Here is a 13,334-nt window from a genome sequence, read left to right on the forward strand (position 1 = left end):
CTGCCTGAGAGATTTCCTTTTTAGGCTCATGACTCACGCAGCCAAACAGTAGGAGCGGAGTCACTGACCGTCATCCCCGTCAGGGTCGAAGGCAGCGGGTAGCTCGTGACTTTCGTCAAGCCCTCTGCTTGCGGCATTGCCGTTCCGAACGCAGCGCCAATGAATGAATCCGAGATGAGCGAGGCGGTGCTGTTCGCCGCCACCACTATGTAGTAAGTTCCTGGCTCCAGAATGGTCGTGGCGATGGTCACCGACTTCACTCCTACGGAGTTCAGCTTTCCGGTCACGGCGCCAGAGCTCACCAGCCGGGCGCCTGCGGCCGAGTAGGTCCCGGCATCCACCGGGTCATCTGTTCCTGATGCGGTGGCCACCATGAAGTTCACAGACGTCAGTGTCATTCGCCGGGAAAGTGCCACGCGGCGGGCGTATGCAGTGTTAGCTACCAGCGCGGCGCCGGCTCCCTTGACGATGCCCCTAGGGGCGATGCCTGCCTGGCCGTTATCGCGATCCACCAGAAGCGAGTCCGAGTCAAGCAGGACGTTGTCCGCCGTGCCCTGTGGCGTCGAAAGCCAAGTCCCTTGAGAGACCTGACGGAGTTTCACCCTGCCGCGCAATGGTACTGCTTGCTCCCCGACAATGAGCGGACCCATGGAGGCGGAAGCATTCGCTACCCCCGTGAAGAAGTAGCCAGGGTCGTTGCCGTCAGCCACAGTAGCGAGCTGAGTCGCTGACTTCTGCATGGCGATCTCTCCGAAGTCCACGGTAGAACCGACGAGTCCCGCGCTGTTGTAGACCACGAGCTGCAGCCCGTCACAGCCTGCCGGGATGGTCAGGTTTGTGACGTAGCGTTCGCCCGTCCCTGAGATGTACGCGGCAGTAGTTTCAGAGTGGGTCCCTGTTCCAATCTTCCAGCGGACAGTGAATGTTGCAGATGGCGCGCCCGCTGATGGATTCATCCACATGCGAAGGCTGATCTTGTCTCCCGGCGCGTAGCCGAGAGACGCGAGCGAAAGGACGCGCCCGAATGCTCCGTAAGATCCTGTCGCGGATGAGGTGGAGCGGTAGGCCTGCGCGCCCGACGGCCCAAACGCGCCGACGCTGATGGTAGCGGAGTTGCGAGGACTGAATGTTGAGCCAACCCCGCCTTCTGCGTGGTCTGGGTAGTCGTTGATGGCTGTGGGCTTAATGTAAACGCGGCCACCACCCACCTGCATCACGTCGATCTCAGACCCGTTCGGAATCGTGACCTCAGTGTGGAGGGGAAGCGTTAACGTCACATCTGTCCCGGAGTTCACCTCTAGAACCTTGCCCACGTCAGTCGCCGTGAGTGCGCGGGACGCTGTCACTCCGGAGCCGACTGCCGCGGGGGCATAAGTGGCATTTAGTTCCCCTTCCGAAAGCCGTTCGGGGAGTGCCTTATCAGGCACACGGTGGAAGTCCAGGATTCCCATGGGGCAGCTCCTTAGCTCAGGGTGATGGGTGGTTTGGCGGTGATCTCGCCGAAGGTGTTGCGAGTGACCAGGGCTTGCGTGTAGGTGAGCGTGCCGTGGGTGATTGTGTAGGCGTCGACCGCCCCTGGGAACTCCTCGGAAGGCGTCCCGGTGTAAGCGCCGGCGGTTCCGTCGGGCCAAAGGACAGCAGCGGACAATGGAGCGCCGTCTGCGTCTCTAGTAATCGCACCGATCATGAGCAGCTCAGGCGTAGCGGCGAGCGCGATGTTCTGCGCTCCGATCCACACCGGCTGCGGTAGTGGTGATGGGTCGAGTGTGGATGGGTCCAGCTGCACGAGATCCGGATAGTCCACTTCGGTGACGTCGGGGACTGCCACGTAGGTGGTGCGGGTTGCTGCCCCTGGCACGTACTCATCGATGCGCCAAGCCCAGTCCGGACCATTGGGTTCAAGCTCGACGTCGGCGGTGCCATCAGCGAGCGCGACTTCGAAGGGTGTCGGCAGGACGATAGTGCCCGGGGTGCCGGTGAGGGGCCGGCGCTTTGTCGGGGTGAAGCGGTGTGTGGCCCGGGCGGGCTGTGTGCTGCCGTCGGGTTGTGGGTTGACCAGGGAGATATGGACGGTGGTCACGTGCTACTCCTCGGTGACTGTGATGGCGGGACGGGTGGTGATGTCGCCGGCCTCGTTGCGGGTAACCATGGGCTGAGTAAATTTAAGTACGGGGATGCCCGTTTTGGTGATGGTGTAGGAGTTGACTGCCCCTGGCCATGCCACGGACGCAGTACCGGAGTAGACGCCTGTCGAGCCGTCTGGCCAAACCACATTTGCTGAGGTTGGTGCGCCGTCATCGTTTACTACCACCGAACCGCTGAACAGTGCCTCGGGAGATCGCGCGAGCTGCATCAGAGCAGCTTCCAGATCCTCCTCAAGGTCGTTGAGTCTGGCCGCGTTCAGCGGGGTGTTCCCGATGATGCCGTTGGCCCAAGTTCTGCGTGCCATCAAATATCTCCTCCGAGAGCGCGGACAGCCGCGGTGAGCTTGTCGATCTGGTTTTGTTGCGCTTGGACCACGGGCAGGAGCGCGACGCCCAGCAGGTCATAGCGGACGCCGTCCACTTGTCCGTCGTAGCGGGTGACGATCTCGGGAAGTGAGTGCTCAACTTCCTCTGCAATGAGGCCGAACTCGCCCTTTGCGCCAAGGAATTGCTGTTCAGGGCCTATGAGCCGGTTGCCGTCCGCGTCCTGAGGGAAGCGGTAGGTGGGTTTCCGGTCGTACCTAACCGGACGCAGCTGGAGGACGTCGATAGGATCGACGTCTGCATCGGTGACGTTTTCCTTGTACTTGATGGAGGAGACGTTCCGGCCGAAGTGATAACCGCCATCGTTGCCCACCCAGAGCGCGTAGAAGCTTCCGCCGGCGACATTGTTCGTCCACCCGTACTGCGAACCGTCAGCCTGGGCCGCGTGAGTGGCCTCCGTGGCATTCGCCGCGGTTGTGGCCGTGGTCGCGGTGGTCGCGTTCACGGCGTTGGTCGCATTCGCCACGGCCGAGGTGATGTCAGCTCCGGGGTGGGAGTGTCCTGACGGCGGGAAGGTCGCCGGCTTACCCGATACGCCGTCCCAGGTGGTGACCTGGTTACCGAGGCGCACCCACGTGGAACCAACCAGCACTTCCACGCCGTACTCACCCGGCGCGGTTTCCAGCAACTCACCGAACCGGGTAACAGGAGCCGCTCCGGCGTCATCAAACACCGTAAAGGTGCCTGTCTCGGGGTCTACCTGCACGCCTGTTGTGCCGTCGGTGCGCCGGAACTGCATGAATCCGTTGACCAGCACACCACCAGCTGCAGCGTTGATGCCGGCTGTTGCGAGGATGTTCGCCGCACTGAACTGCTGGACGCGCTGCTCCAGCTCGCGGAATCTGCGGTTGATCGCATCCTCACCCGGGAACTGTGATCCCGGGAGTCCTGGCTGAGCCATTTAGTCGATCCCCCTCACGGCAGTTACATCAATCAGCGGAGTGATCGTTTCGTCTGTCAGCTCCCAGCCAACGCAGCGAGCAGTGCCCACCAGCCCGTCAGGAAACTCCGGGGCCTCAATGTCGAACCCAACGTCATCGCCAATGAACCAATCCAGGCCAAGCTTCGGCGCCTCGTCCCGGTTGGCCGTCAACGTCATCGCCAATGAACCGTCCTTCAATGCGGCGAGCGCCCGTTGAGCATGCTGCGTGAGTGTGGAGGTGTCTTTGATGTCGCTCTCTGGGGTCCACCTGTATTCGAATCGGGGCCGAAGATCCGTGGTGACCTTTTGGTGCGGGGACTGGGGGCGAGCGCCTTCAGTGCCTGTGGAGACGGCCATGACGTCGTTGGCGCCCTCGTCGGCCCCGTACCCTTCCACCAGCTCGGCTTCAGTGACTGAGCCGGGCAGGTAGAACTGCGCGGCTGGGCCGAGGCCTGCTGGTGGTGTCCTGCCGATCCTGTCACCGACGTAGAGGACTAGGCCTAGCTTGGTCTCGTCCACCCATTCCCAGCCGACGGTCCATTCAGAGCCACCGATCAAGCCGGAGAAGTCAGTCAGTGCGGAGTACAGCGTTTTGTCTGCTGCGTCCTTCCACGTGTTTTTGTCTCGGAGCACGCCGTTGCCGCCAACGATCTGGACGCGCAGCGGGAGGCCGCGTTTCGTGACCGTCGTCTTGGCGTACTTCTCCGCCATGGTCTTGACGATGATGTTCTGTGCCGTGGCGGTGAACGCCTCGTCCTCGACGTAGACCCGGTCGAAGTAGCCCTCAGCCGTGACCAAGCTGAGGTCCACCCCGTTGCCGACCTTCCGCGTTCGCCGGATGATCAGGCCGCCCCAAAGCGGGAGGCCGCGGGGCTCATTCTCTTCCGGCTCCGAAAGAGCCACCAAGAACACCGCGCCCGGGCGGGTAGCCTGCCTCCAGCCTTCAGGAGGATCATCACCGATCGGCAGATTCGCTGTCTGAGATTCGTACCGCATCAGCGTCTGCTTAAGAGCGCCGCCAACAGTCAGCGTAGGGAGGTCCCCAATGATCGTGCCGCTATTCGCATTCACGGCAACCCAAGAAATGGCCAAGTGAGGACCCCCTACGTTTGGAAGCTACGCTTCGTGCTTGCCCTGGTTCGAACCGATCGGTGTAGCTGCCTGAATCGCAGGCGCCACACCCGTCGGCTTCCACAGCAGCTTGTAGCTGTTCCCGGCAGTGACGAAGATGACGAGCAAAGCCACGATCACGCCGGCGGTACTGAAAATCCCGCTGAGATAGGCAGTCACCGTGGCGACCACCACGTAGAAGAGGAAGGCCACAATGGCCTGCTTACGCGGTGACCAGCCGGACTGCTGGATGACTGCAATGACCAGGGGGCTGAAGAAGCCCACTGCGAGGAGCCAGAGGGCGACCGGGCCGAGATCAGCGAGCGCTTTGAGGGTTTGAGGGTCGAGCGATTCCATGTTTAGTCCTTGTTGGTCTTGGGGATGATTTCGAATGAGGGCAGCTCAAATTCGGGCATGTTGGCCTTGATGTCAGCTGCTATGCGGTCGTAGTCGATGACGACCGGGACGCCTTGGCTGAGCTGCGCCACGAGCTGCTGGAGCAGGGAGTTCTGCGCTTTCAGCTGTGATTGCTGCATAGCCAGTGCGGCATTGGCTTGTGCGATCGACTGCGCGTTGTAGGCGAGCTGCTGGTAAGCGGAGGTCTGGTATTCGCCCCAGTCGATCTGGGCGTTCCAGAGAGCATCAACGGGAGCCTGCTTGATCTGGAACTGAAGAGAGTTGGTGCCATCCATCGAAGCGCCGCCGACGAGGATGGCATCAATGAGAAAGTCAAGCTTGTCCTGGTTGGACATGCCCTTGGATGGTTGTTCTGCCATGGTGCTTCTCCTTACGGGAGGGTCAGGCCGAGGTTGAGGAGGAACTGCTCATCGAGCGTGTAGCTGGGCGCCGTGACGATCTCGCCCTGCAAGACCAAGCCGGTTCGGGGACGCAGGTATCCGAGGAGGCCCTTCTTGGGGAGCCACTGATCGAGCACCGGCCCGGACGACTGGCCGGGGAACGGGTTGTCCCACCGGCCTTCAGAACTGTTCTGGGATGCACAGCGGAGGTACTCGTAGCCGAGATCCTCAATAACCTGAGCGACGTGGGTCTTCGGGTAGTACCAGAAGGAGTCACCCCAAACGGCCGTGTCTCCCGCCTCGCCCGGTTGGGACGCGGGGATACGCTCGTAGGCGGCCTCGATGGCTGCCGTCTGGGGATAGTCCCGGTACATGGTGCCGGCGTACCCAGCCCATTGGCCCGAACCGCCGGTGGTGTTGATGACGGGCAGGCCGAAGAACCGGGCGAAGTGTGCGTGCAGGTCCCAGCACTGAGCGCCGGCGAAATTGTCTTGATCGATGTAGGCCCCAAGAACAGAGGCCAGCCAGAACTGGAACCGTGAAAGCTCGAATGCCATAACGCCTCCTACGTGGTTGGTGGAGCTGGTGTAGCCTCCGGGGCAGCAGCAGCTGCACACGTGTATGTCGTGGAACCTGGAGGGTCGGGCGTGCAAGTGAGCGTCTGGCCGGTCTTTGGGTCCACGATGACGATCGACGAGGGTGGATCTCCCTTATCGCCCTTGTCACCTTTCTGCCCGTCATTGCCTGCCGGCCCTCGGCAAGCATCAGCGGCGCAGAACTGCTGGACTGCCGCGAGAATCGCTTCAGGAGTGGGCGGCGGTCCATCGACTCCGTCAGCACCTCGGCACGCGCCAGTGGAGCAGTAATCACTGACCGCAGCGAGGACCATTGCAGGTTCCGGCGGAAGGGACTCGCCATCTCTGCCAGGTTGCCCGTCCACTGCATCTTTGCCAGCTGGCCCAACGCACCGGCCGTCAGCACAGAACCGCGCGAAAGCCGCGGCGACGTCGTCAGGTGTAGGCGGCTGGCCGTCCTGGCCTTTGCAGTTACCCCCCGCGCAGTACTCGCGGAAAGCGTTGACCAGGTCTGGCTGGGATGGTCCGCCAACGACTGCGGGAGCCGATGGCTCCACGTTTGGCTCTTGGGCTGCCTCCGCCCACTTCTCGCAGAGGTCCCTGTCGTAGATCTCTCGATCGCCGGAGCCGCAGAGTGCCTGCCGTGCTTCTTGAGCGATCTCCTTCTTTTCAACCTGCTGTCTGGATGCGAACTCCCCGTTTTCAGTTGCGAGGCGAGCATTGTTGTTGCCCAGGACCACCGCAATGGCAGTCACTGCCGCCAGCAGCAGCACGGCGAGCGCGAGCCCCAGCTTCCACCGTTTGTCAGACTTCCTGGACTTAGACGAGAGCTCCGCTGCGGCCAGCAGCTTGGGATCATTCAGTGTCGTCATGGTCGTCCTCCACTGGCCAATCCTTCGGATCAGGTTGGATGTCATTCACGAGGAGCTGCTCGCGCCACTTACCCGCGGAAGCTTTTACTCGCGACGTGTACCGCTTGTCCTTGCGGCGCTGCTTCTCAGCGTCGGCGGCCAGTTGAACGTTGTCCGCCTTTAGGAGGCGGTTCTCGGCCTCGAGGGAGGCGATTCGTTCTTTCAGGAGTTCCTCCACGGCCACCTCCCTCCGCTCACGCTTCTTGTCTGCGCGGTCGATGAGCTTCCAAGCCCCTCCGCCGGCAGCAGTGAAGACGGCGAGAATTGCAGTGATAAGCGCTGTCGGCTCCACACGTCAGCCCCTCCTGTCTGGCATCAGCCGTTCCATCCGGTGCCATCCAACGGCCACAGCATCTTGCCGACGTCCTGCGAGGGCACCGGCACGAAGAAGCTCACGCGGATCTGCCCGCTGGTGGTCACCCACATGTTGCAGACGTAACCGCCGGGAGCCACCTGAAAGAGTGGAGATCTGCTGGAAGGTCGGAAGCCCGCTGGCACGGTACCGATGATGTATTCCGTGTCCTTTAGGAACGTCACAGGCACATTGTTAGCGATCGCACCCTGCCCCGATACGCGACGCCCGTTGCGGGTCACAGCTGCGTCGGCAAGCGTTTGATCGTAGTAGGTGCCGGCGTTTCGATACACCGGAGGGGTTCCGGCTGCGAACGTGATCGGCGCGGGGGTTTCGTCCTGCCACCCTGTGGCGTCACGAACATCGAGCGGCCGCCCTGGCAGGTCCATGCGTCGCACAACAAGACCGTCATACGCCGAAAGCTCACCGCGCTCCGTCAAGCTCGAAACCGGCTGGATACCTCCAGCCGCCACAAACACAGCCGGGTTACGGACCACCGTGGGTGATCCCGCCCCGACTTGCGGGACAGTGATCGTCCCGACCAAGAAGCTTCGTTCCGGAAGGTCCGGAGCTTCAGGCGTGGCAGATGGAGTGCCCGCCAAATATACCGGCGGGGCATTCAACCCCCCTGAACCATCCCCGGAGGATGAATCGTTGACCTGAATGTAAACGATGTCCTTGCGGGGCAACGTCGCATTGGCAGCGATGATCGCACCGGTGAGATTCGCATCGGTAGCCCATCGGTAAGACCCCTGAGCAGTAGCCGCCTTCGGTGAAATCATGATGGCGCACGGCTGCAACGTCCACGTAGTGGAGCTGGCAGTCAGTACGTTCCCTGTCCCAGGGCGGAACCCGGAACGTGCCGCCAGCGGCAGGCCAGAGCCGCCCCCGAACGTAACAGCGTCGGCCTGGCGCTCGTTCGACGCCGAATAAGCCGGAAGATCAAGGCCTTCAGCCGCGTCCATAGGCTGGCAAGTAATAGTCATCTCAGCTCCAAGCCGGTTTGGTGAGTACGGTCAGTTGCGCGGTAGCCGAGTAGTTGGCCGCGCTAAATGCAATTTCGTTGTCCCCTGGATCAAGGGAGAACCAGCCGCGGGAAGTGATGTATCCCTGCCGCGCGGACTGTCCTTGTGCGAGAACCTCGCGCCGGTCCATGTCCACGGTGACGAATTCGCCAGAGGCGAGCGCCAGGGCCGAAGCGAAGGTGAGTGCTCGTTTCTTTCCCACGTGGGTTACTGTCCAGCCGCCGGCGGGAATGGGGCCGTCGATGCGCAGCCAAACCGGGGCTTGGGTGTTGCCCGGGTTATGGATCCGCACTCGGCCACTGTTGGAAACTCCGGTGTAGACCAGCGGATAGGTGGCCGGGTACGTCCGGCCTCCTCTCGCGAAGGGCAGCAGCGTGGATACTGACTCGAGGTCTCCGAACTTGCGGGGGTCTTTGCCGAACACCTGAATGCTGAACGTGGCCGTGAATCCGTCCTTGAGGGTGTCTGTCAGGATCTCGTCCTGACGCTGCACCTGCATGTGGCGGACCCTGCCCGATTCGGAAACCAGCAGGGTGAACGGGTCCACGCTCACGGCCGCGTTGAGCCTGTCTAGAGCGAAGGACAGGGCCTCCGGCGACCGGGCCCGAATCTTGCCCTCCATGGGCAGTACCTTGCCCGTCAGGAAGCCCTCAGTTGTCGTCGTCCCGTTGCCGCGAGCGCGTTGGTTGAACTGGGCAGTGGAGCCCGGGGAGCCGAGCCAGCCGGGGTTCTTCTCCACCGCCCATATGGTGCCGTCTTCATCTACCCAGTTCATGAGCAGGTCACCCAAGGCAATGGGTGACCTGCCCTGATTCTCCGGGAGCGAGGTTCCTGGGAACAACAGCCCGGATGGGTAGGTGATCGGGGATGGGTAAGGCATGTCAGGCCCCTCCTATGGTGCTAGTGCGCCGAGGCGCCTGACGACGGCTGCGGATGTCCCGTTGGGGTCAGTCACTTCGTTGATGGTGACGTCGATGTACTGATCCCCGCCTGAGGTTGCCCCTGCGCCGAAGGCTGAGCCGCCGGCACCCGCGCCCGGGATGTTCGGGATTGTGACCAGTCGCTTTGCTGCGTCGGCCACGGACTTCACCTTGTCGAGGATGCCCAACCGGGCACCCTCACCGACCTGCTGGCCGACCTCGTAACGGAACCGCCGTGACGGCGACTTGATGCCGAGGAATCCCTTGACGCCATCGAGCATCGCGCCGCCGACGTCCTTGATGGCCTGCACGGCACCGTCGATCATTCCCTTGGCGCCGTTGATGAGGCCTTGGACGATGTTCTTACCGACGTCCACAAGCCACGTGCTGGCACCGGAAAGCGCGCTCATGATCTTTCCCGGCAGGTCGTTGAAGAACCCGAGGAATCCGGAGATGAAACCGGAGACGCCGTTGGTGATGTTCCGCCACGTGTCCGCGAAGAACGACCCGATGCCTCCAAGGACGGAGGAGACGACGTTTCCGACGATGCTCATGCCCGCCTGAATGACAGAGCCGACAATCTGGATAGCGCCGCGCACAACTGCAACGATGGTGTTCCAGATACCGCCGAAGATGTTCTGAATCCCAGCCCAAACCTGCGACCAGTTTCCAGAGATGATCCCAGTGACCACCTGGATGATGCCTTGCACAATCTGCATCGCCGCTTTGATCACTTCGGCAATCACGCCGAAGACCGTCACCACAACGGGCATCAGCGCTTGGATCACCGGAATCAGGAGATCCAAGATCTGCGTAATCAGGGGAGCGATCGCCGCAATGACCATGCTGAAGATGCTGATCAGCGGAGGCATGATCGAGGTGACCAGGTTGATGATGATCGGCGCGAGCTGAGAGACCAGCGTGGTTATGAGCGGGAGCACCGCACCGAGAACCATGCTGATCACCGGAGAGAGCATGGTGAACGCGTCACCCAGCATCGAGATCAAGCTGACGATGCTCGGCATGATCGCAATGAACACGCCGCTGAGGACCCCGATCAGGGTTTGGATCAAGGGCTGAACGGTTGTCAGCGCCGAACCCAGCACACCTGCAAGCGCCATGCCCAGCTGTCCTATGGCAGCTGCCAGGACCGGGAGGACCGGTTGCAGCGCTTGGAACAACAGCCCGATGGGGGAGAAGGACTGGAACAGCCCCAGCACCGTCGGTGCAAGCGCTTTGAAGGCGTCGAACACGGGCTTGAGTGCGTTGGCTAGCTGCTCCATGAAGCCGGGGAAGCCCGAGGAGGTTACATCGCCGTCTGCTGCTTTCCAGGCAGCGCCGAAGGCTCGGAATCCTCCGCCCACTTCGTTGGCCGCGTCCCGGATGCTGAACAGGAATCCGACGAAGCCCGAATCTTCTTCGACGTTGAACGCTTCACGCAGGTTCGTGGTGAAGTCGCCATTGGCGAAGACATCAATCAGGCCGGAAGCTGCCTTACCCGTCCACTCGAACGCCTTACCGAGACCTCCCGAGACAAGGTTGATCGCGCCGGTGATGCCGGGCTTCATCTTGTCCAGGGCGCCCATCAGGCCCGAGTTGATCGTGGCCTGAAGGTTGCCGATGGCACCCTCAAAAGTCTTGGTGGACTTCGCAGCCTCCACCGCAACGGGATCGTTGCCGAGCTTCATCAGCGCAGCGTTGAACTCTTCGGACGTGATCTCACCGGCGGCCATCGCGTCTCGGAAGTTGCCGGTGTAAGCGCCGGCCTCCTCCAGCGAGCGCATCAACGGTCCAGCTGCACCAGGGATGGCGTCAGCCATCTGGTTCCAGTTCTCCGTCGTGAGCTTGCCCGCGCCAGCGGTCTGGGTCATGACCATGGCCACAGACTTGAAGGTGTCCGCGTTACCGCCAGCGACGGCGTTGAGGTTACCCGCGGCCTTGGTCAGCCCGGTGTAATCACTGACACCGTTGGACGCCAGCTGCGCGATGGTGTTCTGGATCGTCGGCAGATCAAAGACCGTCTGATCCGCGTAGTCCTTCGCAGCCTTGGACGCCGCATCAATAGCTGAGGTATCCAGCCCCGCGAAGTCCATCGTGGCTTTGAACTTGTCCGTCGCGTCACTGGCCCGCGCAGCCTCTGCAACGAAACCGCCGAAGACACCCGCGCTTGCCAGGGCGATCGCCGGACCAACGAGGGCCTTGAAGCCCCTACCGAACCGCCCGCCAGCATCCTGACCAGCTTTGTCAGCAGCGGCAGCGGCTTTGTTGCCCTCATCGTCCACGGCGCCCTTGGCAGCACCGGAGAGCTTCGATTTCAGACTCTGCCAGCCTCGGGCGAACCGGCCAGCAGCCTGCTCGCCCGAAGATCCGGCAGAGTCCATAGCCTCAGCCAGTTTCGTCTGGGACTGCCGCAGCTGATCAGAGGCGGCTATGGTTTTGCCGCTGGCCTCGGACAGCTTCCGCTTCGCCGTCGCCAGCCGTTCTTCTGCGGCGATAACTCGAGCGCTACCCTGCTCGCCCCTGGCTCGGGCCTCGTTGAGCGCTGCCTCCGCTATACGGACCTTGCCAGTGGCGTCCTGCTCCTGGAGGCGTGCCGCCGAGAGTGCCTTCGCGCCGGACGCGATCTGTGCGTTGAGCTTTTTGACCAGCGCCTGGCCGGGATCTCCGGCGCCGGCGCTGAACGCGGAGCTGAACGTTTTGCCGCCCTCGCGTCCAGCACCAGCAACCTCTGAGTTGACTGAAGACCGGAACCCCCGAAAGGTGGGGAAGATTGCTACCTGACCGGACCCGACTTCAGACACCAGAGGCCCCCTTATTTAGTTCTGATTTGCCCGAAGGCGCTGTACTGCCGCAGTTGCGCCTCAGCTCGGGCGCGTTCCTCGGGGGTGACTTCCTCGACCGGCGCCTCAGTGGGCCATGGCCAGTCGGGGATGAACGGTGGAGTGTCCTTGTCCCGGTTTGCGTTGAACTCCCGAGTGAATGAGGCCGTGGCCATCATTTCCCCGCGGGTCATCGGGAAGGACCAACCGGCGAGAGCAGCAAAGAGGCGAGAACCCATGTCCAGCGCTATTTGCTCGGCAAGTTCAACTGCCTCCCAGACCGGCAATGACTCGCCAATGTCCTCAACCGAGATGCCTAGCTTCCGGAAGTCGTAGGCGACTGCTCCTCGGTGCTCTCTGAGGAGTCCGACGAGCCAACGGATTTTCCCATGCTCACCTGGAACCGCGCCGACAGGGCGTCGGCGTATTCCGTGAGGATCTCTCCAGCCTCGGCAGCCTCCAAGTCGTCCAGCGCCTTGTTGTGGGCGTCGCTGAAGATCTCAGACATGAAGAACTCGAATTCCTCATACTGGGTCTTCTTTTCTCCGCCCATCAGCTTGCGGATGGTGCCGAACTTCACGCCGAGCGGGAGCGAAAGCTCACCGTTCTCCGTCTGGCACTTCAGGTTGTTCTCAACAACGAGGAACTTGGGCTTGGGTGCTGCTTCCTGCTTGGTCATTGCTACTCCTAATGGGTGCGATGGGTTTGATGGGTTAAAAGCTGTGGTCCCGCGCTCACCCATCGAGAGCACGGGACCACAGGACTAGGGAGCCCGAAGGCTAGGGGGTGACAGGCAGCGGGATCAGCCATTCGCCCAGGTGCTGGTTTTCCAGCTCCGGTGCGCGGGAGATCGAGAAGGTCACTTCGTAGCCGAGGACCTTGCCGCGCTCGGACTTGTCTTCCTTCACCGACTTCACGCCTACGTTCGCAGCCACGCGCCGGCGGATCACGCCGTTCTTGAAGATCTCCTCAGTGAAGGCCACGTACCTGGTGGACGTGCCGCCGCCGTCGATGGTCATGTAGCCATTGGCGTCCGCGGTCTTGCCTCGTATGATCTGGCGCACCGTCTCATCGGTCTGGGCGAACTTGACCTTCAGCTCCACGTTCGCGAGGCCGGACGGGATGGAATATCCCTCCTGCCAGAAAGTGATCGCGTCGCCGTCGGCCTCCATGGTCCACTCAAAGCCGCCGTCCTCCGTCAGGAGGCCCGGAATCTTGAAATCGACCGGAAGTTCGTAGTCGAGAGCCTTACCGGCCACGGGGGTCGGGACAGCTGTCCCAAAGGGTGCGAAGCCGATGTGGCCGGTTACCGGTACACCAACAGCTTCGACGTCGTTGCCGAGTTCATCAGCAGCCATTATTTGCCTCCAAATAG

General features: G+C 62.1%; 16 protein-coding genes. All 16 read right to left on the reverse strand.

All coding sequences use genetic code 11. The features are described from left to right. Positions 1–26: 26 nt before the first annotated feature. The 16 genes from M1D89_RS09925 to M1D89_RS10000 all read right to left on the reverse strand — a co-directional run bounded on the left by M1D89_RS09925 (position 27) and on the right by M1D89_RS10000 (position 13,317). A complete protein-coding gene (locus M1D89_RS09925) occupies positions 27–1,451 on the reverse strand; it encodes a hypothetical protein (RefSeq protein WP_498650183.1) in 1,425 nt (474 codons plus the stop codon). Between the two features lie 11 nt (positions 1,452–1,462). Continuing rightward, on the reverse strand, positions 1,463–2,080 hold the full coding sequence (locus M1D89_RS09930) for a hypothetical protein (protein WP_498650184.1): 618 nt from the start codon (positions 2,078–2,080) through the stop codon (positions 1,463–1,465). A 3-nt stretch (positions 2,081–2,083) separates the two neighbouring features. Continuing rightward, positions 2,084–2,449: a hypothetical protein gene (locus M1D89_RS09935; protein WP_498650186.1), complete on the reverse strand. Its 366-nt coding sequence runs from the start codon at positions 2,447–2,449 to the stop codon at positions 2,084–2,086. Continuing rightward, positions 2,449–3,429: a tail fiber domain-containing protein gene (locus M1D89_RS09940; protein ID WP_498650187.1), complete on the reverse strand. Its 981-nt coding sequence runs from the start codon at positions 3,427–3,429 to the stop codon at positions 2,449–2,451. Before M1D89_RS09940 ends, M1D89_RS09935 begins: the two co-directional genes overlap by 1 nt. Further along, positions 3,430–4,446, reverse strand: a complete 1,017-nt coding sequence (locus M1D89_RS09945) for a hypothetical protein (protein WP_498650189.1) — start codon at positions 4,444–4,446, stop codon at positions 3,430–3,432. Positions 4,447–4,566: 120 nt separating this feature from the next. Next, entirely contained in the window at positions 4,567–4,917 is a 351-nt protein-coding gene (locus M1D89_RS09950; protein ID WP_179017484.1) for a hypothetical protein, read from the reverse strand. Positions 4,918–4,919: 2 nt separating this feature from the next. Next, positions 4,920–5,336, reverse strand: coding sequence for a hypothetical protein (locus M1D89_RS09955; protein ID WP_498650191.1), 417 nt, complete (start codon positions 5,334–5,336; stop codon positions 4,920–4,922). Positions 5,337–5,347: 11 nt separating this feature from the next. Further along, positions 5,348–5,914 (reverse strand): hypothetical protein, encoded by a 567-nt coding sequence (locus M1D89_RS09960; RefSeq protein ID WP_498650193.1) that lies wholly within the window; start codon positions 5,912–5,914, stop codon positions 5,348–5,350. Positions 5,915–5,922: 8 nt separating this feature from the next. Beyond that, a complete protein-coding gene (locus M1D89_RS09965) occupies positions 5,923–6,804 on the reverse strand; it encodes a hypothetical protein (RefSeq protein WP_498650194.1) in 882 nt (293 codons plus the stop codon). Then, positions 6,788–7,135, reverse strand: a complete 348-nt coding sequence (locus M1D89_RS09970; RefSeq protein WP_498650196.1) for a hypothetical protein — start codon at positions 7,133–7,135, stop codon at positions 6,788–6,790. The genes M1D89_RS09965 and M1D89_RS09970 overlap by 17 nt, the downstream gene beginning before the upstream one ends. Before the next feature lie 23 nt (positions 7,136–7,158). Further along, positions 7,159–8,181 (reverse strand): hypothetical protein, encoded by a 1,023-nt coding sequence (locus tag M1D89_RS09975; protein ID WP_498650198.1) that lies wholly within the window; start codon positions 8,179–8,181, stop codon positions 7,159–7,161. A gap of 1 nt (position 8,182) precedes the next feature. Further along, positions 8,183–9,100 carry a phage distal tail protein gene (locus tag M1D89_RS09980; protein ID WP_498650200.1) on the reverse strand — a complete coding sequence of 306 codons (918 nt, stop codon included), beginning with the start codon at positions 9,098–9,100 and terminating at the stop codon, positions 8,183–8,185. 12 nt (positions 9,101–9,112) lie between these two features. After that, positions 9,113–11,941: a phage tail protein gene (locus tag M1D89_RS09985; RefSeq protein ID WP_498650202.1), complete on the reverse strand. Its 2,829-nt coding sequence runs from the start codon at positions 11,939–11,941 to the stop codon at positions 9,113–9,115. Positions 11,942–11,952: 11 nt separating this feature from the next. After that, positions 11,953–12,246 carry a hypothetical protein gene (locus M1D89_RS09990; RefSeq protein ID WP_498650203.1) on the reverse strand — a complete coding sequence of 98 codons (294 nt, stop codon included), beginning with the start codon at positions 12,244–12,246 and terminating at the stop codon, positions 11,953–11,955. Between the two features lie 29 nt (positions 12,247–12,275). Further along, positions 12,276–12,638, reverse strand: a complete 363-nt coding sequence (locus tag M1D89_RS09995; RefSeq protein WP_498650205.1) for a hypothetical protein — start codon at positions 12,636–12,638, stop codon at positions 12,276–12,278. Between the two features lie 100 nt (positions 12,639–12,738). Then, on the reverse strand, positions 12,739–13,317 hold the full coding sequence (locus M1D89_RS10000; protein ID WP_476113677.1) for a phage tail tube protein: 579 nt from the start codon (positions 13,315–13,317) through the stop codon (positions 12,739–12,741). Positions 13,318–13,334: the final 17 nt, after the last annotated feature.

The organism is Arthrobacter sp. D3-18, from assembly GCF_054408525.1.

Coding starts and splice junctions, on each gene's coding strand:
- M1D89_RS09925 (WP_498650183.1), bottom strand. CDS start 1,451: ATGGGAATCCTGGACTTCCACCGTGTGCCTGATAAGGCACTCCCCGAA.
- M1D89_RS09935 (WP_498650186.1), bottom strand. CDS start 2,449: ATGGCACGCAGAACTTGGGCCAACGGCATCATCGGGAACACCCCGCTG.
- M1D89_RS09940 (WP_498650187.1), bottom strand. CDS start 3,429: ATGGCTCAGCCAGGACTCCCGGGATCACAGTTCCCGGGTGAGGATGCG.
- M1D89_RS09945 (WP_498650189.1), bottom strand. CDS start 4,446: ATGCGGTACGAATCTCAGACAGCGAATCTGCCGATCGGTGATGATCCT.
- M1D89_RS09950 (WP_179017484.1), bottom strand. CDS start 4,917: ATGGAATCGCTCGACCCTCAAACCCTCAAAGCGCTCGCTGATCTCGGC.
- M1D89_RS09955 (WP_498650191.1), bottom strand. CDS start 5,336: ATGGCAGAACAACCATCCAAGGGCATGTCCAACCAGGACAAGCTTGAC.
- M1D89_RS09960 (WP_498650193.1), bottom strand. CDS start 5,914: ATGGCATTCGAGCTTTCACGGTTCCAGTTCTGGCTGGCCTCTGTTCTT.
- M1D89_RS09965 (WP_498650194.1), bottom strand. CDS start 6,804: ATGACGACACTGAATGATCCCAAGCTGCTGGCCGCAGCGGAGCTCTCG.
- M1D89_RS09975 (WP_498650198.1), bottom strand. CDS start 8,181: ATGACTATTACTTGCCAGCCTATGGACGCGGCTGAAGGCCTTGATCTT.
- M1D89_RS09980 (WP_498650200.1), bottom strand. CDS start 9,100: ATGCCTTACCCATCCCCGATCACCTACCCATCCGGGCTGTTGTTCCCA.
- M1D89_RS09995 (WP_498650205.1), bottom strand. CDS start 12,638: ATGACCAAGCAGGAAGCAGCACCCAAGCCCAAGTTCCTCGTTGTTGAG.
- M1D89_RS10000 (WP_476113677.1), bottom strand. CDS start 13,317: ATGGCTGCTGATGAACTCGGCAACGACGTCGAAGCTGTTGGTGTACCG.